This is a genomic window from Pseudomonas sp. 22490 (assembly GCF_052044465.1).
In the GTDB taxonomy this organism is placed as follows: Bacteria; Pseudomonadota; Gammaproteobacteria; order Pseudomonadales; family Pseudomonadaceae; genus Pseudomonas; species Pseudomonas aeruginosa.
Genome location: NZ_JBQENS010000030.1, coordinates 44,041 through 69,935 on the forward strand (window position 1 = coordinate 44,041; position 25,895 = coordinate 69,935).

Consider the following 25,895-nt stretch of genomic DNA (forward strand, 5'->3'; position numbering starts at 1 on the left):
CTTCTTTCCCTCCTCGGCCTTGGAGGCGTTTCATTCTAGTACGGCTCCGTATAGGGTTCGCCCTGGCTGGCGAGCGGGAGTGTTTGTTCAGCTTGAAGTAGTTGTCTTTGGAAGTTTGATTTTTTTGTCGTTATCTTCTGCTCCTGCTTTTTAATTTCCTTTCCGAATATATTCAATTCACTGGCGGAATTATCCTCTTTTCTCCTGCATGAATTGGTAGGCGGTACTTCCTCGTTGCTGTGCTTTGCTGACAGGGAAGGATCGCGAATCAGGGTTTTTCGCCTCTTTCGTTTATGAACAGGAATTCATATATCGGAGATCAATCATGGCTTGGAAAGGTGAGGTTCTGGCTAATAACGAAGCAGGGCAGGTAACGTCGATTATCTACAATCCGGGCGATGTCATTACCATCGTCGCCGCCGGTTGGGCCAGTTACGGACCTACCCAGAAATGGGGGCCGCAGGGCGATCGGGAGCATCCGGACCAAGGGCTGATCTGCCACGATGCGTTTTGTGGTGCGCTGGTCATGAAGATCGGCAACAGCGGAACCATTCCGGTCAATACCGGGTTGTTCCGTTGGGTTGCACCCAATAATGTCCAGGGTGCAATCACTCTTATCTACAACGACGTGCCCGGAACCTATGGCAATAACTCCGGCTCGTTCAGTGTCAATATTGGAAAGGATCAGTCCTGATAACTTGTCTCGGAAAAAAAGGGCCCGAATGGGCTCTTTTTTTAAATACAAATAAAGTGAAGTTGCCCGTGTGGCCGTTATGAACGGACAGGCAGCGCTTCGCAGTTGCGACTACCAATGACAAGGGTATCGAACTCCTGGGGCTGCCGCGGTCGTGGGAAACCGAGCGAGGGGGGGCGGGGAACTGCTTCAACACGCTTCGGTCTGAACGGGAATATCGATTCCTGACCCGATTCAGAATTCCGTCCACATAGTAGACAGTACCGAAGCCGATGCCCTGCCGACTTTCCCTGGTTGTATTTCCCGCTCTCTTCTCCATTGCCGCTGGCGCCGCGGAGGAACTCAAGGACATGGCAGGTTCGACCATCGTCGTTGCCGGAAGACTCGAGGCCGTCGAATGCCCTGGCGCAGGCCTGTACGATTGCACGGGGTGGCCTGCCAACCTGTACCGTTTCGAGGGACAGGACGTGTGCCTCAGCATCGAGGCTGGCTGCGATTACAGTTGCGATGGCATTCTCAGCGAGAAGGGCGGCACGCAATCGATCCTGGTTTCCGGCTCCTATCGCGATCACATCCGCAAGGTGGAAGGCACGCAGGTCTCCTGCCCGCGCTAGAGACGCTCGGCCGAGCGCTGGAAACATCGCGAGGTGCAACGGACGGTCTGCCGCCCGCTGAAGAAGGCGAGCGGCGCGGGATGTGCTAGGGTGCCCGTTTGCAGGGAGGACCCAGGGCATGGAGCACCCATACAAGACCCCAGAGGCGGACCTGGCCGAGGAGAAGCTGACTGCGAGAGGTTTCCTTTCCGGCGGGCAGCCGCTGTGGAAGGCATTCTGGCTGTTCTTCGCTGCGGGTTTCTTATTGCTCAGCGTCGCCGCCAGGCAGGCGATGGTGGCCATTGTCGATCCGCTGATGCAGGAAGCTCCCGGCGAACATGCGGTGGCCCTGACCTTGTGGGGAATGGTCGGTGTCGAGCTGGTTAGGCTGGCCTACCTGTGCCTCAGCCTCGTCGTGGTCTGGCGCTGCGGGCGCAATTCCCGCTGGGTGGCTGCGCGCCATGCCAGCAGGGCGGTGCTGTTGGCACTGATACTCCTGACCCTTTACTCGATCTATCTGGTCTGGGCCTTGCTCGCCAGTCCCTGAGCGACGCGCTGAGGCTGGCGAGCATGCTGGTAGGGCCCATTCCACGTGCCTGCATTGGCTAACGCCGCAGCCAGTCCTCCAGTTGCTCCGGCAGCATCGGCTGGGCGATCAGATAGCCCTGGCCCTCGTGGCAGCCCCAGGCCTGCAGCAGGTGGAAGGTGTCGTGGGTCTCGATGCCTTCCGCGACCACCCGATAACCCAACTGGCTGGCCAGGCCGATCACCGCCTGGGTGACGCTCTGCGCCTTCGGCGAGCCGGCGAGGTCGCGGGTGAACGATTGGTCGAGCTTGATGGCGGTGATTGGCAGATCGCGCAGGTAGGTCCAGTTGCTGTAGCCGGTGCCGAAGTCGTCCACCGCGATGCCCATGCCAAGCTCCCGGGCACGCAGCAGCACCGAGCCGACCGCCGAGGCGTCGCGGATGAGTACGCTTTCGGTGAACTCCAGCTCGAGGGCGGAAAGGTCGATGTCGTAGGTTTTGGCGAGTCTGACGGCCTCTTCCAGGAAGCTGCTGTCTTCCATGTCCGATGCCGATACGTTGATCGCCAGCCTGAGCGGGATGTTCCGTGCGTTCCATTGCGCCAGCTGGGCCATGGCATGGCGCAGCACCCAGTCGCTGAGGGGGCGCATCAGTGCGGTTTTCTCCGCCAGGGGCACGAATTCGGCGGGGCTGACGAAGCCGAGTTGCGGGTGCCGCCAGCGCAGCAGCGCTTCCACGCCCGTGCACCTGCCTGTCGGCAGGTCGATTTTCGGCTGATACACCAGATGGAAGCCTTCTTCGGTTCCGATCGCCTGGGACAGCGACGTCAGCAATGTGAAGGCACGCTGCTGGGCCTGGTCCAGCGGCGGGTTGTAGCGGGCCCAGCCGACACCGCGGTCGCGGGCGTCGTCGGCCGCGCTGACCACCAGGCGCAGCCAGTCCTGATCGCCGTCGAGGGGATCGTCGGCAAGCGGTAGTACGCCGAGGCCCACGTTGGCCTTGATCGGGATCCCGCGACATACGACGGGGCTTTCGAAGGCCCGCAGCAGGCGGAGGCAGACCGACTCGGTTTCTTCCTGTTGCTGCCGTGGCAGGAGCAGTCCGAAGCGCGTCGGGCTGATCTTGTAGAGAGTGAAATCCGGCAGTTCCGCGCGGATGCGGTCGCGCGCCTCGAGCATGAGGTCGTTGGAAAAGGGATAGCCCAGCGTACGGATGATGGTATTCAGCAGGGCGAGGGGCAGGAGGTCGGCGGCGATCACGGTGAGGGCGCCGTCGCGCTGCAGGCGCAGGGAAACGTCCTCCTGCAGGCGGAGACGGTTGTACAGGCCGGTTGGCTCGTCGATGTAGTTGGTCGAGCGGAGCGTATGGATACGGGCCATCACCAGCCGGGCGAAGTGCTCGAGCATGGCGACGTCCCGCTCGGCCAGCGGCCCGCGTGGTTCCCGGTCGATGACGCAGAGGCTGCCGAGGTTGAGACCTTCCGCGGTGGCCAGCGGAGCCCCGGCGTAGAAGCGGATGCGCGGTTCGCCTTGCACATAGGGGTTGTCCCGGAAGCGCGGGTCGAGGGTGGCGTCGGCCACCTCGAATACTCCCTTGCCCAGGATCGCATAGGCGCAGAATGAATCCCGTCGCGGCGTCTGCCGGATATCGAGGCCGATGCTCGCGCGAAACCACTGGCGCTGATGGTCGAGGATGGAAATGAGCGCGATGGGCGTCTGGAAGTAGGACGTAGCGGCGGCGAGGATTTCCTCGAATACCTCGTCCGCACCTTCTTCCAGCAGACCGAGTTGGTCGACGTAGGCCTGTCTCGAATGCTCGTCCTCGGGATAGGGTGGGGTTGCCATGCTGGACTCCTGGGCTACTGCGATGTCGGGCATCGGCAATCAATGATGTCATTGTGCCTTTATTTCGTGGAGCGCGGGCTCTTTTCCCAGATTGCAGCGATGAAAGGGCATGGAGGTTGATCGCGGTCATGCCGGTACGGCCTTCGACGCCGACGCCAGCTCTGCGAAATCGATTACCTGGTAAACGGACTCTTCCTATATCGGCCAGCATCACCGCTCGCTAAAACGGTCGCACATGCTTCCACCGAGAAAAGACATGTCCGACACGCTCTCCTTCGCCTCGCGCCTCTGCAAGTTCGTCATCCTTCTCGTCATCCTGCTGATCGGCGGCGCCAGCCTCTTCCTGTGGTGGCTGGGGCGACCTTACCAGGACGCCATGTCCGCCTTCGTCCCGTTGCTCATGCCGATGCTGTTTCTGGTGCTGGCGTTCGACACCTTTCGCGCCTTCTCCCGCCCCGGGCGCTAGGCCTCCGGGCGCGCAGGCACCGATGCAGCGCTGTATCCCCGTGCTGCCCCCTGTCAGCACTGATACGTGGAGCGGCGGGCTCTCCGCCACAGCGGAAGGGCCAGCCCATGCCTGCCCGCCGAGTGGCGCTTCGCTCAATGGCCGGGGAGAATGTCCACGGCGCCCGGCTTGTCGTAGGCGCCGAAGCGATCGACCAGGGTCGCGCTGGCGGCGTTCAGGCCCAGCACGTCGACCTGCACGCCGCGCTGGCGAAAGCCCAGGACCACCTTGTCCAGTGCCGCGACGGCGGTGACGTCCCACAGGTGGGCGTGGCGCAGGTCGATGAGCACATGCTCCAGCGTCTCTCTCAGGTCGAAGGCGGCGATGAACCTGCCGGACGACGCGAAGAACACCTGCCCGCTCACCTGGTAGTGGCGGCGGGTGCCGTCGGCGGAGCGTTCGCTGTCGATATCGAGGTAGTGCCCGATCTTGTTGGCGAAGAACAGCGAGGCCAGGAGAACGCCGGCGACCACGCCGAAGGCCAGGTTGTGGGTGGCGAGGACCACGCCGACTGTCACCAGCATGACCAGGTTGGTCGATAGCGGGTAGCGCTTCAGGTTGCGGATCGACTCCCAGCGGAAGGTGCCGATGGACACCATGATCATCACCGCCACCAGGGCCGCCATGGGAATCCGCCCGACCCAGTCGCTGAGGAACACCACCATCAGCAGCAGCGCGACGCCGGCCACCAGGGTCGAGAGCCGGCTGCGCCCGCCGGATTTAACATTGATCACCGACTGGCCGATCATCGCGCAGCCAGCCATGCCGCCGAGCAGGCCGGTGGCGATGTTCGCCAGGCCCTGGCCCTTGCATTCGCGGTTCTTGTCGCTGCCGGTGTCGGTCATCTCGTCGACGATGGTGGCGGTCATCAGCGACTCCAGAAGGCCGACCACCGCCAGGGCGGCGGAGTAGGGCAGGACGATCAGCAGGGTGTCGAGGTTCAGCGGCACGTCCGGCCAGAGGAACAGCGGCAGGCTGTCGGGCAACTGACCCATGTCGCCGACGGTGCGGATGTCCAGGCCCAGGTAGATGGATATGCCGGTGAGGACCAGGATGCATACCAGCGGAGAGGGCAGCAGCCGGCCGATCCGTGGCAGGTGCGGGAAGCCGTAGACGATCGCCAGGCCCGCGGCGGTCATCGCGTAGACCGGCCAGCCGACATCGGTGAGTTCGGGTAGCTGGGCCATGAAGATGAGGATCGCCAGGGCATTGACGAAACCGGTCACCACCGAGTGCGAGACGAAGCGCATCAGCGAACCCAGGCGCAGGTAGCCGGCGAGTATCTGCAGCACGCCGCAGAGCAGGGTCGCTGCCAGCAGGTATTGCAGGCCGTGGTCCTTCACCAGGTTGACCATCAGCAGCGCCATGGCGCCAGTCGCGGCGGAGATCATTCCCGGACGGCCGCCGGCGAAGGCGATCACCACCGCCATGCTGAAGGAGGCGTACAGGCCGATCTTCGGGTCGACCCCGGCGATGATGGAGAAGGCGATGGCCTCGGGGATCAGCGCCAGGGCGACGACCAGGCCGGCGAGCAGGTCGCCGCGGAGGTTGGAGAACCAGTTCTGTTTCAGCGTCTGTAGCATCGGGATACCCAGGGGCGAGGCACGGCCCGTGCAGTCGGTCGACAGCGCGGGCCGCGGGATGGCATTGGAAAAAACAAGGGATGACGACAGGCGTTCAGGCGAACGAACGCTGGCCACGGTCGTTCGGACCGTGGCCGGAAGGGGCAGGCATGGCTATGGCGGAGTGGGCAGCCAGGTCATCGGGGAGTAGCGGGTAGTCGCTTGCAGGGAGCGGCAGCATAGCTGATTCGACAGGTTCGACCAAGCCGGCAGCTCGGGCTTTCCCTGGGTTTCGTCGCGATCGACGGCATGGAACCAAACAAGCGAAACGGTTCTAAGCTATCGAGGGATCGTCCTCGCATGGAGAGAACATCATCATGTTCAACACTCGTTCTGTGCTCGCGCTGGTCGTGAGCCTGTCCCTGATCGGCGGTACGCCTGCCGTCCTGGCCGACCCGGGCAATGGCAAGGGCAACCCGCACGGTAACCAGATGGACGGCGGAAAGGGTAACAAGGGCAACAAAGGCAACCAGGGTGGCCACGACAACCATGGCGGCCCCGGCAACAAGGGCGGCGGCGCCGGCCAGAAGGGCAACGGCGGTGGCAACTGGGACTCGGGACCGCGTATCGACGTCGGCGGGGTACGGGTGATCCTCGGCGACAACCGCGGCTACTGGAACCCGGGGCCGGCCCTGCCGCCCGGCATCCAGAAGAACCTGGCGCGCGGCAAGCCGCTGCCGCCCGGCATCGCCAAGAAACTCGACGACCGCCTGCTAGGCCGGCTGCCGCACTACGACGGCTACGAGTGGATGCAGGCCGGCACCGACCTGCTGCTGGTGGCGGTGGCGACCGGGCTGATCTACGAGGTGCTGGACAACGTCCTCGACTGATCGAACCCTGGCTGTGCATGGCGGATAGCGCCACAACGCTATCCGCCATGACCCCCCGTTGGAGCGGCGGATAATCGCGTTGCGGTTGTCCGCCTTACCTCATGGAAGTCGTTTTCTTACCCCAGGTCAGGCCCGCAGGCGTTGCAGGGCATCGCCCAGTTGCGCGGAGAGGCCGTGGAGATCGCGGCTGGCGGCTTCGGTCTGCTCCACCTGTTCCTGGTTGCTGGAGGCGATCGAGGCGATTTCCGTGAGGTTGCGGGAAATGTCCTCGGCCACGGCGGTCTGTTCCTCGGCGGCGGTAGCGATCTGGCGGTTCATGTCGCGGATCGATTCGACCGAGGCGGTGATCTGGCGCAGCATGGCGCCGGCGTTGGCAACCTGCTCGGCACCGGCCTCACTGCGCGACTGCCCGCTTTCGATGGCGCGCGCGGCATTCACCGCGCCGTTCTGCACGGTATCGATGATCTGGTGGATCTCGGCGATGGACTCGGCGGTGCGCTGCGCCAGGGTGCGGACCTCGTCGGCGACCACCGCGAAGCCACGGCCGGCATCGCCGGCGCGGGCGGCTTCGATGGCCGCGTTGAGAGCGAGCAGGTTGGTCTGCTCGGCGATGCCACGGATCACGTCGAGGACCTTGCCGATCCTGCCGCTATCGCTTTCCAATTGGCGGATGACCTCCACCGTATGGTCGATCTCCTTGCGCATCTCGCCGATGCTGCGAATCGTTTCTTCCATCACGTCTTCGCCGCGCTGGGCGGAATCGTCCGCCTCGTCGGCGGCCCTGGCCGCGTCGCCGGCGTAGCGCGCCACTTCCTGGGCGGTGGCGGACATTTCCTGCATCGCCGTGGCGACCTGGTCGGTGCGGCTGAACTGCTCGCGGGTACCGGCCGCCATCAGGCTGGCGATCGCGTTCAGCGAGCCGCTGGCGCTGTCCAGGTCGCGGGTACTGCGCCGCAGCCGGTCGAAGATGTCCACCAGGAAGTCGCGCAGGGTGTTGGCGGCCAGGGCCAGCTTGCCGAGTTCGTCCTTGCGCCGGATCTCGATGCGCTCGCCGAAGTCGCCATGGCTGAGCTGGGCGATGTGCTCGATCAGGCGTTGCACCGGACGGACCAGGTTGCGGTTGACCAGCCACAGGCTGAGCAGGGCGACGGCCAGGCTGGCGCCGATCAGCACCAGGCTGCCGAGCAGCATGGTGCGCCGGGCCTCCGCGCTGATGGAGGAGGAATGGAGATCACTGGCCTGGTGCAGTTCGTCGCGCAGGGCCTGCATCTGCGCGGTGGTGGCACGGTCGATGCCGGTCACCGCCTGGTCGCCGGCGATGGGGTCGGCGCCCGCCTCGAGGAACCGTTGCCTGCCTTGTCGGTAAGCCGTACCCAGTCGCCGGTGCTCTTCGCGCAGGCGCTCGACACGATCCTTCAACTCGCCTTCGGCCACGCTGCCCAGGCGCCCGAGGATGTCCTGCACCGCTCGCTCCTGGGCTTCGAACTGGCTCCAGTATTTCGTCTGGGCCTCTGCCTGGCGTCCGCGCAGCAGGACGTTCTTCCATTCCTGGACCTGGCCGCGGAATTGCAGGTTGGCCTCGTCGATCAGTTGCGCCGCCCGCACGGGGCCGCCGAGCAGCTCGCGGTAGGCGCGTACGTCGCCGGTCAGCGAGCCGAAGCAGGCCAGGGCTATGAGTAGCAGCGCCGCCAGGCTGCCGCCGAGCAGGACAAGGATTTGCGCACGTAGGGATTGTTGCAGCATGGAACGCCTCGATGGATTGCCAGGTTGGACCGGCACGCAGGCTGCGATGAGGCAGCCGAGGACGTCCCTGTGGCCCGGCGAGGCGGGCATGGCGCGTGTTCCGGCTCGCAGAGTATCGACAGCGGATCTGACAACTTGAGGACGACGCAGGGGCCGGGCCAGAGCCGACGAAGGGAAATAGCTGGCATGGATGTTCTGCGGGGCTTCGGTTAATCTCTGTGACGAATGTCACATTGTGCCAGTCGAAGGATCTGACTCATGGATGTCCCTCCCACCGTTCAGGATGAACAGGCCGTTTCCCGCCAGTTGCACTCGTTGAGTGTGCGCAATCTCGCTCACCTGGCCGCTGCCCTGACCCAGCTCGGCTTCGAGCTGTCGCGCAGCTCCGACCCTGGCACCCGCCAGGCGGCCAATGCCTTCATCGGCCAGTTGGCCAATATCAACCAGGACATTGATCGACAGATCGAGCTGCTCAGCGCGCTGGACGCCGACAACGTGGGGTTTCGCCTGCTGGACGAGGTGCAATACCCGGATGCGCCCGAATGAGCCGACGCCAGGAGCACGCAAAGAGTGGAGGGGGTGTGCGGGCCGAGAGCGGCAGTCTCCCGGCGTGGCGCTGATCAGTCTTCCTGGCGCAGGTCGCTGAGCATCTGCTCCCAGTACTGGTTGGCCTTGCGGTTGAGATCGAAGGCGGCTTGACGCAACTGGTCGTACTCGGCGCCGCTGTAGCCGCTTTCGCGCAGCTTCTGGCGAGCGGCGTCGGCTTCTTCGCGCAGACGGTTGTAGGTCGCCTGGTCGTCCGCCCAGGTCCTGCCTGTGCGCCGGGTGTACTTGTCCTGGGGTTCAGCCATGGGTTCTCCTTGCGGGCCGGATGGGACTTGGAAAAACGCTGCGCTGAACAGACTTTTTCCAATGGCAAAAATTCAAAAAAAACTGACGGATTGCGCGACTTCGCTATTGGTACCGATGTCCCATACCTGTACGCCAGCCGATGAAATTTGTGCGTTCCTCGCCAAGTCGGCTAGCTTGTTCAGGCTTGCGCCTTGGCGCTCGCCGTCTCTCCGGTAAGCTGGGAACGTTGTCGCCATGGGCTCGGAGACTGCGCGGACGGCGCCATGGCGACAGGTCCGACCTTTCCCTCCGATGGGTTTTGCGAGTAAGGAAATGCTATGAGAAGCAAGGCGTCCGGCTTGGCGCTGGTGGTAGTGGCGGGGCTTGTGGCGGGTTGCGCCAGCAGTGGCTATCAGCCCGAGGTCGACTGGCCGGCCGGCTGGCAGGTGATCACCGAGAGCATCCCACCCGAGGCCAGCGACGTGGAGCAACTGGGCTCCCGGCAACTGGCGACCAAGCTCGGGCCGGGAGGCGAGAAGGAAGCCAGCATCGAGTTGCTCAGCCTGAAGATGATGGAAGAGGAGTCGGTGGAGATCGACGGCCAGTTCCAGAGTGTCTTCGATGTCGTCCAATCGGGCTACCGCAAGGCCGGGCTGGGCTCGCGTTGCACCACACCGATCCGCTCGAACCTCGGCGGCCTGGCATCGCTGGAGACCCACTGCCGGATCAGCCAGGGCAACGAGGTGCTGCTGACCCAGATCGTGGCGATGGCCCTGGGACAGCGCGCGATGTACTCCCTGGTATATACCGCCAGTCCGGCCAACAGCGTGGTCTACCGGCAGAGCTACCTGCGCACCCGGGCCAGCCTGGTCCTGCGCTGAAGGGCCAGCCGCTCGACGCCTGGACGCGACCGGCGTCGCTCAGGCTTCCTCGGGCGGCGCCTCGACGCTGAGATAGCGATGGGCGCCGCAACGCCGGCAACGTTGGCGCAGCATCAGGTCGGGGCCTACCGTGACCAGGCTACCTTCGTCCCAGCGGCAACCTCGCAAGAAACAACGCAAGCGCATGACTCCTCCCCGCGGGGCGGCTCGCCCCGTCCACGAAACAGGCAGTGGTGGTGTGGTTCACTCCGGCTTGTTCTTGTCTGGAGGTGGGAAAAGCCTGCGGCGAAGCGTCTAGAATGGGCAACCTAAATTCGCCGGTTCATTCCGCGGCGGGATTCATCACCCAACTGGCGGCGGTGACCTGCGGTGCCAGGCACAGCTCGCCGACCATCTGTTCCACCAGCGAATCCTCCTTGTGCAGGGTGAACACCACGGCGTTCACTTCCACGTTGCCGCTGCCTTTCAGCGCGTGGCTTTCCAGGCTCTGCAGGTTCAGGCGGTTGTCGCCCATGCGTTGCAGCAACTGCATGCGCACCAGCGCTTCGTTGCGCGCCTCGCAGGACACGCTGATCTGGTAGAAGCGCTCCTGCTCGGCCTCGCCCGAGGTGTGGCGGTCCACCACCCGGCCGAGAGCGGGCAGGAACAGGTTGGCGATGACGATCAGCGCGGTCGTCATGCAGGCCGCCAGGATGAAACCGCTGCCGGCCAGTACGCCGATCGCGCCGGTGCTCCAGATGCTCGCCGCAGTGCTCAGGCCGCGTACGCTGAGGCCGTCGCGCATGATCACGCCGGCGCCGAGAAAACCGATGCCGCTGACTACCTGGGCCGCCATGCGGGTCACGCTGACCTCGTTGTCGAGCAACAGCGGCAGGATCGAGAAGCTGGCCGCACCGAGTGCGACCATCGCGTGGGTGGCCATGCCGGAAGAGCGCTGTCGCCATTGTCGCTCGAGACCGACCAGCGCACCGAGGCCGAGGGCCGTCACCAGGCCGATGGCGATTTCCGGGGTCATGCTGTGCTCCTGTGAAAAACCGCCCATTCTACGCCGTTCCGTTGGGCCGCGCCGGGGCCGACGGCCCTGGGCGGATAAGCCTCTTGCGTTTACCTTTACGTTAACGTAAACATGCTCTTCGACTTCACCGACACCGCTCGCCGGTGTCCGTCGTAGCGCCCTGGCGGCGCAGGACGACGGTTCAGCGACATTCCCAGAACAACCACAACAAGGGAAAGCCATGAATCAGCCGAGCTATACCTCGGGTCGCCAGGATGTCGCCTTGCTGGCGACCACCGTCGGCGACGCCTTCGATGCCACCGTCGCGCGTCATGCCGAGCGCGAGGCGCTGGTGGTGCGGCATCAACGCCTGCGCTACAGCTGGCGGCAACTGGCGGAGCGGGTCGATGCCTACGCCCGCGCCTTCATCGCCCTGGGCCTGCGCCCCGGCGAACGCCTGGGGATCTGGGCGCCGAACTGCGCCGAATGGTGCATTACCCAGTTCGCCAGCGCCAAGGTCGGTGCGGTCCTGGTGAACATCAACCCGGCATACCGCAGCAGCGAGCTGGAATACGCTCTCAAGCAGTCCGGTTGCAGTTGGCTGATCTGCGCCGACGCCTTCAAGACCAGCGACTACCACGCGATGCTCGGCGACCTGCTGCCGGAGCTGGCGCGGGCGCGTCCGGGCGAACTGGCCAGCGAGCGCCTGCCGGAACTGCGCGGCGTGATCAGCCTGGCCGAGCGGGCGCCGGCGGGCTTCCTGCACTGGCAGGGCCTGCCGGGGCTGGCCGCCGCGGTAGGCGCCGAGGAACTGCGCCAGCGCCAGGCCTCGCTGCAGTTCGACGAGCCGATCAACATCCAGTACACCTCCGGTACCACCGGCTTCCCCAAGGGCGCCACCCTCAGCCACTACAACATCCTCAACAACGGCTACATGGTCGGCGAAAGCCTCGGACTCGGCGCGGAAGACCGCCTGGTGATCCCGGTGCCGCTGTATCACTGCTTCGGCATGGTGATGGGCAACCTCGGCTGCGTCACCCACGGCTCGACCATGATCTACCCGGCGCCCAGCTTCGACGCCGAGGCGACCCTGCTGGCCGTGGCCGAGGAGCGCGCCACCGCGCTGTACGGGGTACCGACCATGTTCATCGCCGAGCTGGATCATCCGCGCCGCCGCGAATTCGACCTTTCCAGCCTGCGCACCGGAATCATGGCCGGCGCCACCTGCCCGATCGAGGTGATGCGGCGGGTCATTGGCGACATGCACATGGCCGAGGTGCAGATCGCCTACGGCATGACCGAGACCAGTCCGGTGTCGCTGCAGACCGGTCCGGACGATGGCCTGGAGCTGCGCGTGACCACTGTCGGACGCACCCAGCCGAGGCTGGAGAGCAAGATCGTCGACCAGACGGGCAGGGTGGTGCCGCGCGGCGAGATCGGCGAGCTGTGCACCCGCGGCTACAGCGTGATGCTCGGCTACTGGAACGACCCCCAGGCCACCGCCGAGGCCATCGACCCGGCGCGCTGGATGCACACCGGCGACCTGGCGGTGATGGACGACGACGGCTACGTGCGGATCGTCGGGCGCAGCAAGGACATGATCATCCGCGGCGGCGAGAACATCTATCCGCGCGAACTGGAGGAGTTCTTCTTCACTCACCCGGCGGTGGCCGACGTGCAGGTGATCGGCATCCCCGACGAGCGCTATGGCGAGGAAATCGTCGCCTGGATCAAGCTGCATCCGGGCCACCACGCCGATGACGAACAGTTGCGGGCGTTCTGCAAGGCGCGTATCGCTCACTTCAAGATCCCGCGCCACTTCAAGTTCGTCGACGAGTTCCCGATGACCGTTACCGGCAAGATCCAGAAGTTCCGCATGCGCGAGATCAGCATCGAAGAGATTCGCCTACTCGCGCTGCGCCAGGGGCGCGATTGAGAGGATGGAGCCGCGCCCCGCTCCTGCGCTAAGGTGGCGGGCGGCGCGCAGCGAGGCGAGAGGGGCGGGTGAAGAACGACGGCGAGACTCAGGCGAGCACCAAGGGCACCATCTCGGTGCGCCTGGTCGGCGAGGCGCTGGTGGAGTGGCGCCGGCAGGGCGGCGAGGAGGGGGAGGTCCTCCAGGCCGCCGGTATCGATCCGCAGCTGCTCGGCAAACCCTACGCGCGGGTCACCTCGCACGCCTATTCGCGGCTCTGGCTGGATCTCGCTCGGCGCATGGACGACGAGTTCTTCGGCATGGACTCGCGGCGCCTGAAGAGTGGCAGCTTCGCTTTCATGAGCCGCTGCGCGATCCACGAGCAGACCCTGGAGCCGGCGCTGACCGGCATCCTGCGATTCCTCTGCCTGCAGTTCGACGACTTCCAGCCGCGCCTGCAGCGCCGCGGCGGCCTGGCGGAAATCGTCCTCGACGAGGCGCCGGGCCGGTACGGGCGAGCGCTGTCCTACTTCACCCTATGGATGATCACCCATGGCCTGGCCTGCTGGCTGGTCGGCCGGCGCATCCCGATCCTGGCCATCGACCTGCGCTGTCCGCAGCCGGACTACATCGAGGACTACCGGGTGATGTTCAGCGACAACCTGCGTTTCTCCCGTCCCCTCAGCCGCCTGCTGTTCAATGCCGACTGCCTGGCCTTGCCGGTCCGCCGCGACAAGCGGGAGCTGCGGCGCTTCCTGCTCGGCGCGCCGGCCAACATTCTGGTCCGCTATCGCGATCCGCAGAGCCTGGCGGCGCGGATCAAGGCCTACCTGCGCAGCCTGCGGCCGGGACGCTGGCCGGACGCGGACGCGCTCGCCGGGCATTTCTTCATGGCGCCCTCGACCCTGCGCCGCAAGCTGTCCCTGGAAGGGCAGAGCTACCAGGCGCTGAAGGACCAGGTCCGCCGCGACCTGGCCATCGCGCGGCTGGACGCCGGCGCGGCGAATTTCGCCGAACTGGCGCTGGAGCTGGGCTTCGCCGATGGCAGCGCGTTCCACAAGGCGTTCAAGAAGTGGACCGGCTCGACCCCCGGGCAGTACCGGACGCAGGTCGCGGCGGAAACCGCGTCGGCCGAGTCGTCAGGCGTCTTGTCCGAAACGCTCGGCCATCGATAGGGTGAATGCCCGCGCAGCGTCATCCGCCGTATGTCGCGAACGGTTCGGCGGGGCAGGCGGCCAGCACGGATTGTCCAAACCGCTCAGGCAGATTGAAGCCTTTCGACATTGCCCCGCGTCGGCCATGGCGTGAAGATTCCGGCTACTCCATACAAAAACAAGCCGAGGAGTCCTGCAATGCGCGACTACGCCACCACTGCCGCCGGGTTCGACTTGCAGCGGACCGCCGCCGCCACGCTTTCCGGTACGCTCCAGGCGCTCAACGCCTGCGTCGAATGCTGCGACCGGCATGCCCTGCCGGGACGGATCGCGTTGTTCTGGGAGGGCAAGGATGGCAGTCGCGCCAGCTATACCTTCAGCGAGCTGAAAGCGCTCTCCGGACGTTTCGCCAATTTCCTCCAGGCCCAGGGCGTACGCCCGGGCGACTGCGTCGCCGGCCTGTTGCCGCGCACGCCCGAGCTTCTGGTCACCATCCTCGGCGCCTGGCGCCTGGGCGCGGTGTACCAGCCGCTGTTCACCGCCTTCGGCCCGAAGGCCATCGAACACCGCGTGGCGACCGCCGGCAGCAAGGTGCTGGTCACCGATGCGGCCAACCGCGACAAGCTCGACGAACTCGCCGATCCGCCTCTGGCCGTCACCGTCGGCGGACCGAAGGGGCAGGGCATCCGTCGCGGCGATTTCAGCTTCTGGGCCGAGCTGGAGCGCTATCCGGCCGAATTCGAACCGGTTCCGCGCAGCGGCGAGGATCCGTTCCTGATGATGTTCACCTCCGGCACCACCGGCCTGGCCAAACCGGTGCCGGTGCCGCTCAAGGCGATCCTCGCCTTCGTCGGCTACCTGCGCGAGGCGGTGGACCTGCGCCCCGAGGACGCCTTCTGGAACCTCGCCGATCCGGGCTGGGCCTACGGCCTCTACTACGCTGTCGCCGGTCCCCTCGCCATGGGCCATCCGACCACCTTCTACGAAGGGCCGTTCAGCGTGGAAAGCACCTGCCGGATCATCCGTGACTACGGCATCACCAACCTTGCCGGATCGCCCACCGCCTATCGCCTGCTGATGGCCGCCGGCGCGGCCGCGGAAACTGCGCTGAAGGGGCGCCTGCGCGCGGTCAGCAGCGCCGGCGAGCCGTTGACCCCGGAGGTGATCCGCTGGTTCGCCGACAGGCTCGGCACCACCATCCACGATCATTACGGGCAGACCGAGCTGGGCATGGTGCTGTGCAACCACCATGCCCTGGCGCATCCGGTGCGGGTCGGCGCCGCCGGATTCGCCTGTCCCGGGCACCGGGTAGTAGTGCTGGATGACGATCTCAACGAACTGCCGCCCGGCCAGCCAGGCATCCTCGCCCTCGACCGGCGGCGTTCGCCGCTGATGTGGTTTCCCGGCTACCAGGGCCTGGAAACCGCAGCCTTCGTCGGCGACTACTACCTGAGCGGCGATACCGTCGAACTCAACGAAGACGGCAGCATCAGCTTCGTCGGCCGCGCCGACGACGTCATTACCACCTCTGGCTACCGGGTCGGCCCGTTCGATGTGGAGAGCGCGCTGATCGAACACCCGGCAGTGATGGAGGCGGCGGTGATCGGCAAGCCCGACCCGGAGCGCACCGAACTGGTCAAGGCCTTCGTCGTGCTCTGCGCCGGCCACCGGCCGACGCCGGAACTGGCGGACGCATTGCAGCGATACGTGCGCCAGCGCCTGTCGGCGCACGCCTACCCGCGGGAGATCGAGTTCCTCGAGGAACTGCCGAAGACTCCCAGCGGCAAGATCCAGCGCTTTCTCCTGCGCAACCAGGAGATCGCCCGGCAACGCGAGGCGGCCCCACGGGCGGCCGCCGCGAACTGATTCAGCAGGAGAAAACGACGTGCGTATCGAAAATCGAGTGTTCCTGGTTACCGGCGGCAGCTCCGGCCTCGGCGCCGCCACCGCGAAGATGCTGGTGGAGCAGGGTGGCAAGGTGGTGCTGGCCGACATCAACGCCGAGGCCGGCGCGGCCAAGGCCGCCGAGCTTGGCGCCCAGGCGCGCTTCGTCAGGGCCGACATCGCCAGCGAGGCCGACGGCCGCCAGGCCGTGGCCGCTGCACTGGAGGCCTTCGGCGGCCTCCATGGCCTGGCCAATTGCGCGGGCGTGGCGCCGGCCGAGAAGGTCCTCGGACGCAATGGCATCCATGCCCTGGAGAGTTTCCGCCGGGTCATCGACATCAACCTGGTGGGCAGTTTCAACATGCTGCGCCTGGCCGCCGAGGCCATGTCCCAGGGCCAGCCGGACGAGGGCGGCGAGCGCGGGGTGATCGTCAATACCGCCTCGGTGGCGGCGTTCGACGGGCAGATCGGCCAGGCCGCCTATTCCGCCTCGAAGAGCGGGGTGGTCGGCATGACCCTGCCCATCGCCCGCGAGCTGGCGCGCTTCGGCATCCGGGTGATGACCATCGCCCCGGGCATCTTCGAGACACCGATGATGGCCGGCATGCCCCAGGAGGTGCGCGACTCTCTCGGCGCCAGCGTGCCGTTCCCGCCGCGCCTGGGGCGTCCGGACGAATACGCCGCGCTGGTCCGGCAGATCATCGAGAACAGCATGCTCAACGGCGAAGTGATTCGCCTCGACGGCGCCATCCGCATGGCCGCCCGCTAATACAGGAGGAAGATCCCATGACCCGCGAAGATCCGATCGTCATCGTCAGCGCCGTCCGCACCCCGATGGGCGGCTTCCTCGGCGACTTCAAGGACGTCAACGCCGCTACCCTCGGTGCCGCGGCGGTGCGCGCCGCGGTGGAGCGGGCGCGCCTGCAAGCCGACGAAGTGGACGAGGCCGTGCTCGGCTGCGTGCTCGCCGCCGGCCAGGGCCAGGCGCCGGCGCGCCAGGCGGTGCTTGGCGCCGGACTGGCGCGCGGCACGCCGTGCTCGACGCTGAACAAGATGTGCGGCTCGGGCATGAAGGCGCTGATGCTCGCCCATGACACGTTGCTCGCCGGCAGCGCCGGGGTCGCGCTGGCCGGGGGCATGGAAAGCATGTCCAACGCGCCCTACCTGCTGGAGCGCGCCCGTAGCGGCTACCGCATGGGCCACGGCAAGGTGCTCGACCACATGTTCCTCGACGGCCTCGAAGACGCCTACGACAAGGGCCGCCTGATGGGCACCTTCGCCGAGGACTGTGCCGAGGCCTACGGCTTCACCCGCGAAGCACAGGACGAGTTCGCCGTGGCCTCGCTGACCCGCGCGCAGCAAGCCATGCGCGACGGGCGCTTCCAGGCCGAGATCGTGCCGCTGACGGTCACCGCCGGCAAGACCGAGCGCCTGGTGGATAGCGACGAGCAGCCGCCGAAGGCCCGGCTGGACAAGATCCCGACCCTGAAGCCGGCGTTCCGCGAAGGCGGCACGGTGACCGCGGCCAACTCCAGTTCGATTTCCGACGGCGCCGCCGCGCTGGTCCTGATGCGCCTTTCCGAGGCCGAGCGACGCGGGCTCGCGCCGTTGGCGGCGATTCGTGGGCATGCTTCGTTCGCCGACGCGCCGAACCTGTTCCCCACCGCGCCGGTCGGTGCGGTGAAGCGCCTGATGCAGCGTACCGGCTGGTCGCTGGGCGAGGTCGACCTGTTCGAGGTCAACGAAGCCTTCGCCGTGGTCGGCATGGCGGCAATGCGCGACCTCGACCTGTCCCACGAGCGCCTCAACGTCCACGGCGGCGCCTGTGCGCTGGGCCATCCGATCGGCGCGTCCGGCGCGCGGATCGTCGTGACCCTGCTCAACGCCCTGCAGCAGTACGACCTGGAACGCGGCGTGGCGGCGGTCTGCATCGGCGGCGGCGAGGCGACCGCGATCGCCGTCGAGCGCTTGCGCTGATGCAGGCAGTGAAGAAGAGGAACCTGCGATGATTCCCTGCGAAGAAGAGATCCAGATCCGTGACATGGCGCGGCAGTTCGCCCAGGAACGGCTGAAACCGTTCGCCGCCGACTGGGACCGCGAGCACCGTTTCCCGGCCGAGGCGATCCGCGAGATGGCCGACCTCGGCTTCCTCGGCATGCTGGTGCCCGAGGAATGGGGCGGCGCGCAGACTGGGCACCTGGCCTACGCCATGGCCCTCGAGGAGATCGCCGCTGGCGACGGCGCCTGCTCGACCATCATGAGCGTGCACAACTCGGTCGGCTGCATGCCGATCCACAAGTTCGGCAGCGCCGAGCAGAAGGAGCGCTTCCTCCGTCCGCTGGCCCAGGGTTCGATGCTCGGCGCCTTCGCCCTGACCGAGCCGCAGGCCGGTTCCGACGCGAGCTTCCTGAAGACCCGCGCCCGCCGCGACGGTGACCACTACGTGCTGAACGGTGCCAAGCAGTTCATCACTTCGGGCAGCCACGCGGGGATGGTGATCGTCTTCGCGGTCACCGATCCGGATGCCGGAAAGCGCGGCATCAGCGCGTTCATCGTGCCCACCGACACGCCCGGCTACGAGGTGGTGCGGATCGAGGACAAGCTCGGCCAGCACGCCTCGGACACCTGCCAGCTGGCCTTCAACGACCTGCGTATCCCGGCCACGCTGCGCCTGGGCGAGGAGGGCGAGGGCTACCGCATCGCCCTGGCCAACCTCGAAGGCGGCCGCATCGGCATCGCCGCCCAGGCGGTCGGCATGGCGCGCGCGGCGTTCGAGGCGGCGCGCGACTACGCCCATGAGCGGGAAACCTTCGGCAAGCCGATCATCGAGCACCAGGCGGTGGCCTTCCGCCTGGCCGACATGGCCACCCGCATCGCCGTGGCGCGGCAGATGGTCCACCACGCCGCCAGCCTGCGCGAAGCCGGCCTGCCGTGCCTGACCGAAGCCTCGATGGCCAAGCTGTTCGCCTCGGAGATGGCCGAGGAAGTCTGCTCCGCGGCGATCCAGACCCTCGGTGGCTATGGCTACCTCAAGGACTTCCCGGTGGAACGCATCTATCGGGACGTGCGGGTCTGCCAGATCTACGAGGGCACCAGCGACGTGCAGCGCCTGGTGATCGCGCGCAGCCTGTAGCGGCGACTATCCGTCGTTTCCGCAACGGCGCCTTCTCCCTTCAGGGAGAGGGCGCACTGAGGCACCTCGGAAGCAAATGCCCGAGCCTCGTTCGCCCTACGCCCCTTGGCAGGCGCTCACGCCGGCTGCGCCGCCTTGTTCTCGCGCGCGGTGACCTGCTGGCACAGCTCGATGATCTGTTCGCGCATCCAGCGGTTGGCCGGGTCCTGGTCGGTGCTCTCGTGCCAGTACAGGTGGGTTTCCAGTTTCGGCACGTCGCTCACCGGCAGCACCGCGTAGTGCAGGTCGTGGTGACGGGCGAAGCGTTCCGGCACGGTCATCGCCATGTCGGTCTGCTGGACCACCGTGGAGGCCATCAGGTAGTGCTGCGAGCGCAGCGCGATCTTGCGCTGGATGCCCATCTTGCCCAGCGCCAGGTCGATGTAGCCGAGGCCGCTGCGGCGGCTGGAAATATGGATGTGGGTCAGGCCCAGGTAATCGTCCAGGGCCAGCTTCGGCTTGCCCGCCAGTGGGTGGCCGCGGCGCATGGCGCAGACGTAGCGGTCCTCCATCAGCTTGACGTGGCGCACCTGGGGATCGGTGTTCAGCGGCGCGTCGACGGCGAAGTCGAGGCGGCCGGCGGCGAGTTCCTTGGTGGTCTCGCGGCGCTTGGCGAGGAAGCTCTCGATATGCACGTTCGGCGCCAGGCGGCGCAAGCGCTGGAACAGCGGGGGGAGGATGACCGCTTCGGTGAGGTCGGTCATGCTGATGCGGTAGGTCTTGTTCGCCTGCTGCGGATCGAAGCTGCGGCTCTCCTGCACCGAAACCCGCAGCAACTGCAGCGCGTTGCGCACCGGGCCGATGATGTTCTGCGCCATAGGGGTCGGCACCATGCCTTGGGCGGTGCGCACGAACAGCGGGTCGTTGAAGGTCTCGCGCAGCCGGGAAAGGGCGTTGGATACGGCTGGCTGGGTGATGCCGACGATCTGCCCGGCGCGGGTCAGGTTGGCTTCGGTATAGATCGCATCGAACACGATGAACAGGTTCAGGTCGACTTTGTTCAGGTTCATGGCACTGGCTCCGCGACTTTTCTTGTTATTGGGGGCTTGGATGACCCCCATATGGATCATGAATGTTCATGGACGGAAAAAATAGACTGGGCAAATCTTAAGCCCTGTTCCGGCATCGTTACCAGCGCCTTTGTCCGATGCCTCGCCTGCCAACCCGTCAGAAGGTATCCCCCATGGATTTCGCCTATTCCCCCAAGGTCCAGGAGCTGCGTGAACGCGTCAGCGCGTTCATGGAAGCGCATGTCTATCCCGCCGAAGCCGTGTTCGAGCGCCAGGTCGCCGAGGGCGACCGCTGGCAGCCGACGGCGATCATGGAAGAGCTGAAGGCCAAGGCCAAGGCCGAAGGGCTGTGGAACCTGTTCCTGCCCGAGTCCGAGTACGGTGCCGGGCTGGCCAACCACGAATATGCGCCGCTGGCGGAAATCATGGGCCGTTCGCTGATCGGGCCGGAACCCTTCAACTGCGCCGCGCCGGATACCGGCAACATGGAGGTGCTGGTGCGCTACGGCAGCGAGGAGCAGAAGCGCACCTGGCTGGAACCGCTGCTGAGCGGCGAGATCCGCTCGGCCTTCGCCATGACCGAACCGGGCGTGGCCTCGTCCGACGCCACCAATATGGAGGCGCGCGCCGAGCGCCAGGGCGACGACTGGGTGATCAACGGGCGCAAGTGGTGGACTTCCGGCGCCTGCGATCCGCGCTGCAAGATCCTGATCTTCATGGGCCTGACCAACCCGGACGCGCCGCGCCACCAGCAGCACTCGATGATCCTGGTACCGGTCGACACCCCCGGGGTGAAGATCCTCCGCCCGCTGCCGGTGTTCGGCTACGACGACGCGCCGCATGGCCATGCCGAAGTGCTGTTCGAGAACGTGCGGGTGCCCTACGAGAACGTCATCCTCGGCGAGGGCCGCGGTTTCGAGATCGCCCAGGGGCGCCTCGGCCCGGGCCGCATCCACCACTGCATGCGCTCCATCGGCATGGCCGAACGCGCCCTCGAACTGATGTGCAAGCGCGCGGTCAGCCGTACCGCGTTCGGCAAGCCGCTGGCGCGCCTGGGCGGCAACATCGACCACATCGCCGACTCGCGGATGGAGATCAACATGGCGCGCCTGCTGACCCTGCAGGCCGCCTACATGATGGATACCGTGGGCAACAAGATCGCCCAGAGCGAAATCGCCCAGATCAAGGTGGTGGCGCCCAACGTGGCGTTGAAGGTGATCGACCGGGCGATCCAGATGCATGGTGGCGCCGGGGTTTCCAACGACTTCCCGCTGGCCTACTGGTACGCCATGCAGCGCACCCTGCGCCTGGCCGACGGTCCGGACGAGGTGCACCGCGCGGCGATCGGCAAGTTCGAGCTGGGCAAGTACGTGCCCAGGGAGATGCTGCGCAGCAGCCGCTGACGGCTGTGGTATAGGGGAAAGGCCCGCGGATGCGGGCCTTTTTCATTCCGGGGACTCCGCCCCTTTTTCCTCGGCGTTGCGTTCCAGCTGCCACGCGCGACGGCTGTGCAGCAGGGCGGCGAACTCGCGGGCCGCCCGCTCGTTGCGGAAGCAGATCCCGCGCGTGCCGAGGCGGACCCGCCAGAAAGGTTCAGCGTGGGTGTCCAGACGTTCGATCCAGAGCGTGTTCGGCATTCGGTTCGGCCTTGTCCTCGACGGTGGCTTTCGGTGTGCGGGTCTTCAGCAGGGAGAGCAGGATGCCGCCCGCCAGCAGGCCGAAGGTTACGCCAAGCGAGAGGCCGGCGGGAATCTTGCCGATCACACCGTGGAGCATGATCTTCGCACCGATGAACACCAGCACCAGGGCCAGGGCGTATTTCAGGTAGACGAAGCGGTGGATCATCGCCGCCAGCGAGAAGTACAGGGCGCGCAGGCCGAGGATGGCGAAGATGTTCGAGGTGTAGACGATGAACGGGTCCTGGGTGATGGCGAAGATCGCCGGCACGCTGTCCACCGCGAACACCAGGTCGGCCAGCTCGATCAGCACCAGGGCGAAGAACAGCGGGGTGGCGTAGCGCACCAGCTTGCCGCTGGCGTCCGGCAGGCGGACGAAGAAGTGATGCTCGTGCAGTTCCTTGGTCACCCGCATGTGCTTGCGCAGGAAGCGCAGCACCGGGTTGTGCTCCAGGTCGGGTTCTTCCTCGTGCTTGTTGAACAGCATCTTCACGCCGCTGAACAGCAGGAAGGCGCCGAACACGTACATGATCCAGTCGAATTCCTTCACCAGCGCGGCGCCCAGGCCGATCATGATCGCCCGCAGGACGATGGCGCCGAGGATGCCCCAGAACAGCACCTGGTGCTGGTAGCGGCGGGGGATGCCGAAGAAACTGAAGATCATCGCCATGACGAACACGTTGTCCATCGATAGCGACTGTTCGACCAGGAAGCCGGTGTAGTACTCCACCGCGCTGGTGGGGCCGAAGGCGTACCAGACCCAGCCGCCGAAGGCCAGGCCGCAGGCGAAGTAGCCGGCGGACAGCAGCAGGCTTTCGCGCACGCCGATTTCGTGGTGGTCGCGTTGCAGCACGCCGAGGTCGAGGACCAGGAGAACGATGACGATGGCCAGGAAGGCCAGCCAGAACCAGGTAGCCGTACCGAGGAACGGTTCGGTGAGAAATGCATGCAGAGCTGCCATTGGGCCCCCTCGCTTCGAATTGTCGGATGGTCATGTGACTCCGACATGGCGGCAATTGCTTACCGTCAGAGGGGCCCGCAGTCACTCGGAAAAAATAAACCAGGCTCCGGGCGCCGGCAAAACGGCGAGGTTACAAAGTGCTACAGCGTTCAGTAGACCCAGACTTCCACCCGCCGGTTCTTCTGTCGGCCCAGTTCCTGGTCGTTGCTGGCGACCGGCAACTCGTCGCCGAAGCCGGCGATCTCGCGGAAACTCACGCCGCCGCGGGCCAGTTCGCGGCGCACGGCCATGGCGCGCAGGCGCGAAAGCAGGACCGAGCGCTCGGCGTCGGACTTGGGATCGCCGAAGCCCACCAGCACGGTGCGCTCCTGCAACTTCCGATTTTGCCGCAGGTAGTCCAGCAAACGCTGTACGTCGAGCAGTGCCTTGTTGTCGAGCAGCGCGCTGCCTTCCTGGAAGCGGAAGTTCACCGTCAGGCGCCGCGCCTGTTCCGCGAGCTTGCGGTATTCGGCGGGCATCTGCTGGCGCGGTGCGATCTGCACCGCCTGGATCTTCTGCGCGACGAAGCCGCTGCGGGTGACGATCGCCTGGCCGCGCGGGCCCTGGGCGAAACGTACCAGGGCCTGGGCCCAGGGGTTCTTCTCGCCGGGCTTCAGGTAGAGGAACAGGCGGCGCGACAGCGGGTAGTCCTCGGTGGCGATCAGGCTTTCCTGGGGCGCCATCGGCAGCGATTCGCCGTCGGCGATGGCCAAGGCGCGGGCCCGGCCCACCGACGCGATGCCGACGAAGCCGATGGCGTGCGGATCGGCGCTCACCGCGGCCGCCAGCCGATCGTTGGATTCGAAGCGGCGGGCGTCGCTGGCCAGGCTTTTGCCGTGACTGGCCAGCACCAGTTCCTTGAAGGTGTCGTAGGTGCCGGACTGCTCGTCGCGAGCGTACAGGCGGATGGCGCCGCCCTTGCCGCCCAGTTCTTCCCAGGTACGCACCTCGCCGGCGAACACCGCCGCCAGTTGCGCGGTGTCCAGCGAGGCCAGCGGGTTGTCCGGATGCAGGATGATCGCCAGTCCGTCGATGGCGATCACCTGCTCGGCATATGGGCTGCGCAGGTCGCCGAAGCCGGCCAGGGCGCGAACTTCGCTGTCCTTGACGGGACGCGAGGCCGCGGCGAGTTCGGCGTGGCGTTCGAGGAGGGCGGCGAAGCCGGTGCTCGAACCGTGGGCGGATAGCTCCACCCTCACCAGGCGGCCGTCGCGGCTCTTGCCGATCAGATGGAGTTCGTTTTCCCGTTCTCCGGGGGTACGGCGGATATCCTCCAGGCCTTCCTCTTCCATCAGGCCCTCGACCAGGGCCGGCAGGAGCTTCGCGCCGATGGTGTTGGAACCCTGGATGCGCAGCGCCGGCGTGTCGTCCGTGGGGATCGGCAAGGGGGCGGCGAATACCGACCAGGGGAAGGCGTAACAGAGGAATCCGAGGAAAACCAGGCTCAGGGTACGGCTCCAGAGGTCTTTGTCACTGGCGCGCTGGCGGTGTGGCATCGCGGGCATCGTCTTCTATGGGGGAAGGGATTTGCCGGCGAGATTAAGTCAGACGGGTGACGCTAAGGTTACAGCGTTGGGGAATCATGGCCCTGCGCCATTGTCTCGGTCAGGAAGTCGAGAAACACCCGGGTCTTGCCGGCCAGTTGGCGCGATGGATAGACCGCGTGGATCGCCGTCTCGTCGGCCTTCCAGTCAGCCAGCAATTCAACCAGGCGGCCTTCGGCCAGTTCCGCCTGTACGTACAGCCGTGGGATCAGGCTCAAGCCGAAGCCGGCGAGCAGGGCATCGCGCACCGCCAGGCTGGAGGACACCCGGTAACGGCCGGCGATAGGCACCGCTATGCACTCGCGGTCCTTGCGGAAGGTCCAGCGGTCGGCATGGCCAGAGAGGCTGAAGCGGATGCACTCGTGTTCGCGCAGGGCCTCCGGCCGCAGCGGCTGGCCATGCTGACTGAGGTAGGCCGGCGCCGCGCAGAGCACGTGCTCCAGGACCAGCAGCGGGCGGGCGACCAGGCCGGAGTCCGCAACCCGGTCGCTACCACGCAGGGCCAGGTCGATGCCTTCGGCGATCAGGTCCTGGCGGCCGTCCTGCAGGAGCAGTTCCAGGCGCAGGTCCGGATAACGCTGGAGAAAAGCAGGAATGGCCGGGGTCAGGCAAGTGAGGGCGAGGGTCAGCGGGGCGCTGACCCGCAGCAGGCCGCTGGGGCCCTGCTGCATCGAAGTGAGCGCGGCGTCGGCGGCCTCGAGGTCGTCGAGGATGCGCTCCAGGCGCTGCCGGTAGACTTCGCCGGCCTCGGTCAGGCTCATGCTGCGGGTGGTGCGATTGATCAGGCGCACCTTGAGGTGCGCTTCCAGCTCGGCGACGTTCTTGCTCACGGCGGCCGGCGAGAGATTCATCTGCCGGGCCGCGGCGGCGAAGCCGCCATTCGCGGCCACGGCGCGGAAGACCTTGAGAGCGGTGAGGTGATCCACGGGGATAATTCACTGTCAGTAATCAATGAATCAGGGATTAAACCATTATCAACCCGAGGTGTGCTGGCTAAAGTCTTGCCATAGTCCACGGTCCAAGAGGTGAATGACCATGCAACCCTTCGTCGTTGAACGTCTCGATCACATCGTCCTGCGGGTCCGTGACCTGGAACGCAGCATCGCGTTCTATCGCGATGTCCTCGGTTGCGTGGTGGTGAAGTGGCGCGACGACCTGGAGCTGGCCCATCTGCGCCTGGGCACGTCGATGCTCGATCTGGTCGCGGTGTCCGGGGCGCTCGGCCGGGAGGGCGGTGCGGCTCCGGGTGGGGAAGGGCGCAACGTCGACCATTTCTGCGTGCGCATCGAGCCGTTCGACGAGGCCGCGCTGGTCGCCCATCTCGAGGGGTTCGGCCTGGTCCCGCAGGTTCCCGCGGAAATCCGCTTCGGCGCCGAGGGCGACGGCTGGTCGCTGTACTTCTTCGACCCGGATGGCAATCGAGTGGAGCTGAAGGGGCCGCGGGTGGACAATCCTGCCTGAGGGAAAGGCCCCGCGCC

Annotated in this window: 26 protein-coding genes; 15 read left to right on the forward strand and 11 right to left on the reverse strand. The window is 66.1% G+C overall.

Annotated features, from left to right (window positions below):
• Positions 1-325 precede the first annotated feature (325 nt).
• The 3 genes from lecA to ACTJJX_RS26990 all read left to right on the forward strand — a co-directional run bounded on the left by lecA (position 326) and on the right by ACTJJX_RS26990 (position 1,834).
• A complete protein-coding gene (gene lecA / locus ACTJJX_RS26980) occupies positions 326-694 on the forward strand; it encodes a PA-I galactophilic lectin (RefSeq protein WP_003102492.1) in 369 nt (122 codons plus the stop codon).
• Positions 695-966: 272 nt separating this feature from the next.
• The gene (locus tag ACTJJX_RS26985; RefSeq protein WP_003120049.1) at positions 967-1,308 is read left to right on the forward strand and encodes a hypothetical protein; all 342 of its coding nucleotides are present in this window, start codon (positions 967-969) and stop codon (positions 1,306-1,308) included.
• Between the two features lie 118 nt (positions 1,309-1,426).
• Positions 1,427-1,834, forward strand: a complete 408-nt coding sequence (locus tag ACTJJX_RS26990) for a hypothetical protein (RefSeq protein ID WP_003102495.1) — start codon at positions 1,427-1,429, stop codon at positions 1,832-1,834.
• Between the two features lie 58 nt (positions 1,835-1,892).
• Here ACTJJX_RS26990 and ACTJJX_RS26995 read toward each other — a convergent pair whose 3' ends face one another.
• Positions 1,893-3,656, reverse strand: coding sequence for a cyclic di-GMP phosphodiesterase (locus ACTJJX_RS26995; protein ID WP_003102498.1), 1,764 nt, complete (start codon positions 3,654-3,656; stop codon positions 1,893-1,895).
• A 256-nt stretch (positions 3,657-3,912) separates the two neighbouring features.
• Here ACTJJX_RS26995 and ACTJJX_RS27000 point away from each other — a divergent pair, with 256 nt between their 5' ends.
• Positions 3,913-4,122: a hypothetical protein gene (locus tag ACTJJX_RS27000; RefSeq protein ID WP_003102501.1), complete on the forward strand. Its 210-nt coding sequence runs from the start codon at positions 3,913-3,915 to the stop codon at positions 4,120-4,122.
• 134 nt (positions 4,123-4,256) lie between these two features.
• On the opposite strand, the gene ACTJJX_RS27005 is transcribed toward ACTJJX_RS27000, so the two are convergent.
• On the reverse strand, positions 4,257-5,744 hold the full coding sequence (locus ACTJJX_RS27005) for a SulP family inorganic anion transporter (RefSeq protein ID WP_016852820.1): 1,488 nt from the start codon (positions 5,742-5,744) through the stop codon (positions 4,257-4,259).
• A gap of 356 nt (positions 5,745-6,100) precedes the next feature.
• Between ACTJJX_RS27005 and ACTJJX_RS27010 the strand changes: the two genes are divergently transcribed.
• Positions 6,101-6,613, forward strand: coding sequence for an anti-virulence regulator CigR family protein (locus ACTJJX_RS27010; RefSeq protein ID WP_003120053.1), 513 nt, complete (start codon positions 6,101-6,103; stop codon positions 6,611-6,613).
• 126 nt (positions 6,614-6,739) lie between these two features.
• Here ACTJJX_RS27010 and ctpH read toward each other — a convergent pair whose 3' ends face one another.
• A complete protein-coding gene (ctpH, locus tag ACTJJX_RS27015; protein ID WP_016852821.1) occupies positions 6,740-8,446 on the reverse strand; it encodes a methyl-accepting chemotaxis protein CtpH in 1,707 nt (568 codons plus the stop codon).
• Between the two features lie 168 nt (positions 8,447-8,614).
• Between ctpH and plzR the strand changes: the two genes are divergently transcribed.
• Entirely contained in the window at positions 8,615-8,902 is a 288-nt protein-coding gene (plzR, locus tag ACTJJX_RS27020) for a type 4 pili assembly inhibitor PlzR (RefSeq protein WP_003102510.1), read from the forward strand.
• 74 nt (positions 8,903-8,976) lie between these two features.
• On the opposite strand, the gene srfA is transcribed toward plzR, so the two are convergent.
• Positions 8,977-9,207, reverse strand: a complete 231-nt coding sequence (srfA, locus tag ACTJJX_RS27025; protein ID WP_003090022.1) for a stress response facilitator SrfA — start codon at positions 9,205-9,207, stop codon at positions 8,977-8,979.
• Positions 9,208-9,525: 318 nt separating this feature from the next.
• Here srfA and ACTJJX_RS27030 point away from each other — a divergent pair, with 318 nt between their 5' ends.
• The gene (locus ACTJJX_RS27030) at positions 9,526-10,068 is read left to right on the forward strand and encodes a DUF4946 domain-containing protein (RefSeq protein WP_003090018.1); all 543 of its coding nucleotides are present in this window, start codon (positions 9,526-9,528) and stop codon (positions 10,066-10,068) included.
• Between the two features lie 39 nt (positions 10,069-10,107).
• Here ACTJJX_RS27030 and ACTJJX_RS27035 read toward each other — a convergent pair whose 3' ends face one another.
• Together ACTJJX_RS27035 and ACTJJX_RS27040 are read right to left on the reverse strand one after the other, a co-directional pair.
• Positions 10,108-10,254 (reverse strand): PSPA7_2676 family Cys-rich small protein, encoded by a 147-nt coding sequence (locus tag ACTJJX_RS27035; RefSeq protein ID WP_003090016.1) that lies wholly within the window; start codon positions 10,252-10,254, stop codon positions 10,108-10,110.
• Positions 10,255-10,390: 136 nt separating this feature from the next.
• Positions 10,391-11,083, reverse strand: a complete 693-nt coding sequence (locus ACTJJX_RS27040) for an MgtC/SapB family protein (protein WP_003102512.1) — start codon at positions 11,081-11,083, stop codon at positions 10,391-10,393.
• Positions 11,084-11,303: 220 nt separating this feature from the next.
• Between ACTJJX_RS27040 and ACTJJX_RS27045 the strand changes: the two genes are divergently transcribed.
• The 6 genes from ACTJJX_RS27045 (at position 11,304) to ACTJJX_RS27070 (ending at position 19,148) form a co-directional block, all read left to right on the forward strand.
• Positions 11,304-12,998, forward strand: coding sequence for an AMP-binding protein (locus tag ACTJJX_RS27045; RefSeq protein ID WP_003113337.1), 1,695 nt, complete (start codon positions 11,304-11,306; stop codon positions 12,996-12,998).
• A gap of 68 nt (positions 12,999-13,066) precedes the next feature.
• Positions 13,067-14,152, forward strand: a complete 1,086-nt coding sequence (locus ACTJJX_RS27050) for an AraC family transcriptional regulator (protein ID WP_003116848.1) — start codon at positions 13,067-13,069, stop codon at positions 14,150-14,152.
• Positions 14,153-14,329: 177 nt separating this feature from the next.
• A complete protein-coding gene (locus ACTJJX_RS27055; protein ID WP_003102517.1) occupies positions 14,330-15,997 on the forward strand; it encodes an acyl-CoA synthetase in 1,668 nt (555 codons plus the stop codon).
• 19 nt (positions 15,998-16,016) lie between these two features.
• Positions 16,017-16,784 carry a 3-hydroxyacyl-CoA dehydrogenase gene (locus ACTJJX_RS27060; RefSeq protein WP_003102518.1) on the forward strand — a complete coding sequence of 256 codons (768 nt, stop codon included), beginning with the start codon at positions 16,017-16,019 and terminating at the stop codon, positions 16,782-16,784.
• A 17-nt stretch (positions 16,785-16,801) separates the two neighbouring features.
• Positions 16,802-17,992, forward strand: coding sequence for an acetyl-CoA C-acyltransferase (locus ACTJJX_RS27065; protein ID WP_003108823.1), 1,191 nt, complete (start codon positions 16,802-16,804; stop codon positions 17,990-17,992).
• A gap of 28 nt (positions 17,993-18,020) precedes the next feature.
• On the forward strand, positions 18,021-19,148 hold the full coding sequence (locus ACTJJX_RS27070) for an acyl-CoA dehydrogenase family protein (protein WP_003090001.1): 1,128 nt from the start codon (positions 18,021-18,023) through the stop codon (positions 19,146-19,148).
• Positions 19,149-19,264: 116 nt separating this feature from the next.
• On the opposite strand, the gene ACTJJX_RS27075 is transcribed toward ACTJJX_RS27070, so the two are convergent.
• Positions 19,265-20,197, reverse strand: a complete 933-nt coding sequence (locus ACTJJX_RS27075; RefSeq protein ID WP_003090000.1) for a LysR family transcriptional regulator — start codon at positions 20,195-20,197, stop codon at positions 19,265-19,267.
• Positions 20,198-20,370: 173 nt separating this feature from the next.
• Between ACTJJX_RS27075 and ACTJJX_RS27080 the strand changes: the two genes are divergently transcribed.
• Entirely contained in the window at positions 20,371-21,600 is a 1,230-nt protein-coding gene (locus ACTJJX_RS27080; RefSeq protein ID WP_003089998.1) for an acyl-CoA dehydrogenase, read from the forward strand.
• A gap of 42 nt (positions 21,601-21,642) precedes the next feature.
• Here ACTJJX_RS27080 and ACTJJX_RS27085 read toward each other — a convergent pair whose 3' ends face one another.
• The 4 genes from ACTJJX_RS27085 to ACTJJX_RS27100 form a co-directional block, all read right to left on the reverse strand.
• Positions 21,643-21,834, reverse strand: a complete 192-nt coding sequence (locus tag ACTJJX_RS27085; RefSeq protein WP_003160407.1) for a hypothetical protein — start codon at positions 21,832-21,834, stop codon at positions 21,643-21,645.
• Complete coding sequence (locus ACTJJX_RS27090; RefSeq protein WP_003104462.1) at positions 21,791-22,834, reverse strand: TerC family protein; 1,044 nt, start codon at positions 22,832-22,834, stop codon at positions 21,791-21,793. The genes ACTJJX_RS27085 and ACTJJX_RS27090 overlap by 44 nt, the downstream gene beginning before the upstream one ends.
• Before the next feature lie 149 nt (positions 22,835-22,983).
• On the reverse strand, positions 22,984-24,378 hold the full coding sequence (locus ACTJJX_RS27095) for a substrate-binding domain-containing protein (protein WP_016852822.1): 1,395 nt from the start codon (positions 24,376-24,378) through the stop codon (positions 22,984-22,986).
• A gap of 59 nt (positions 24,379-24,437) precedes the next feature.
• On the reverse strand, positions 24,438-25,352 hold the full coding sequence (locus tag ACTJJX_RS27100) for a LysR family transcriptional regulator (RefSeq protein ID WP_075604361.1): 915 nt from the start codon (positions 25,350-25,352) through the stop codon (positions 24,438-24,440).
• 94 nt (positions 25,353-25,446) lie between these two features.
• Between ACTJJX_RS27100 and ACTJJX_RS27105 the strand changes: the two genes are divergently transcribed.
• Positions 25,447-25,878 carry a VOC family protein gene (locus tag ACTJJX_RS27105; protein WP_003124543.1) on the forward strand — a complete coding sequence of 144 codons (432 nt, stop codon included), beginning with the start codon at positions 25,447-25,449 and terminating at the stop codon, positions 25,876-25,878.
• Positions 25,879-25,895 lie beyond the last annotated feature (17 nt).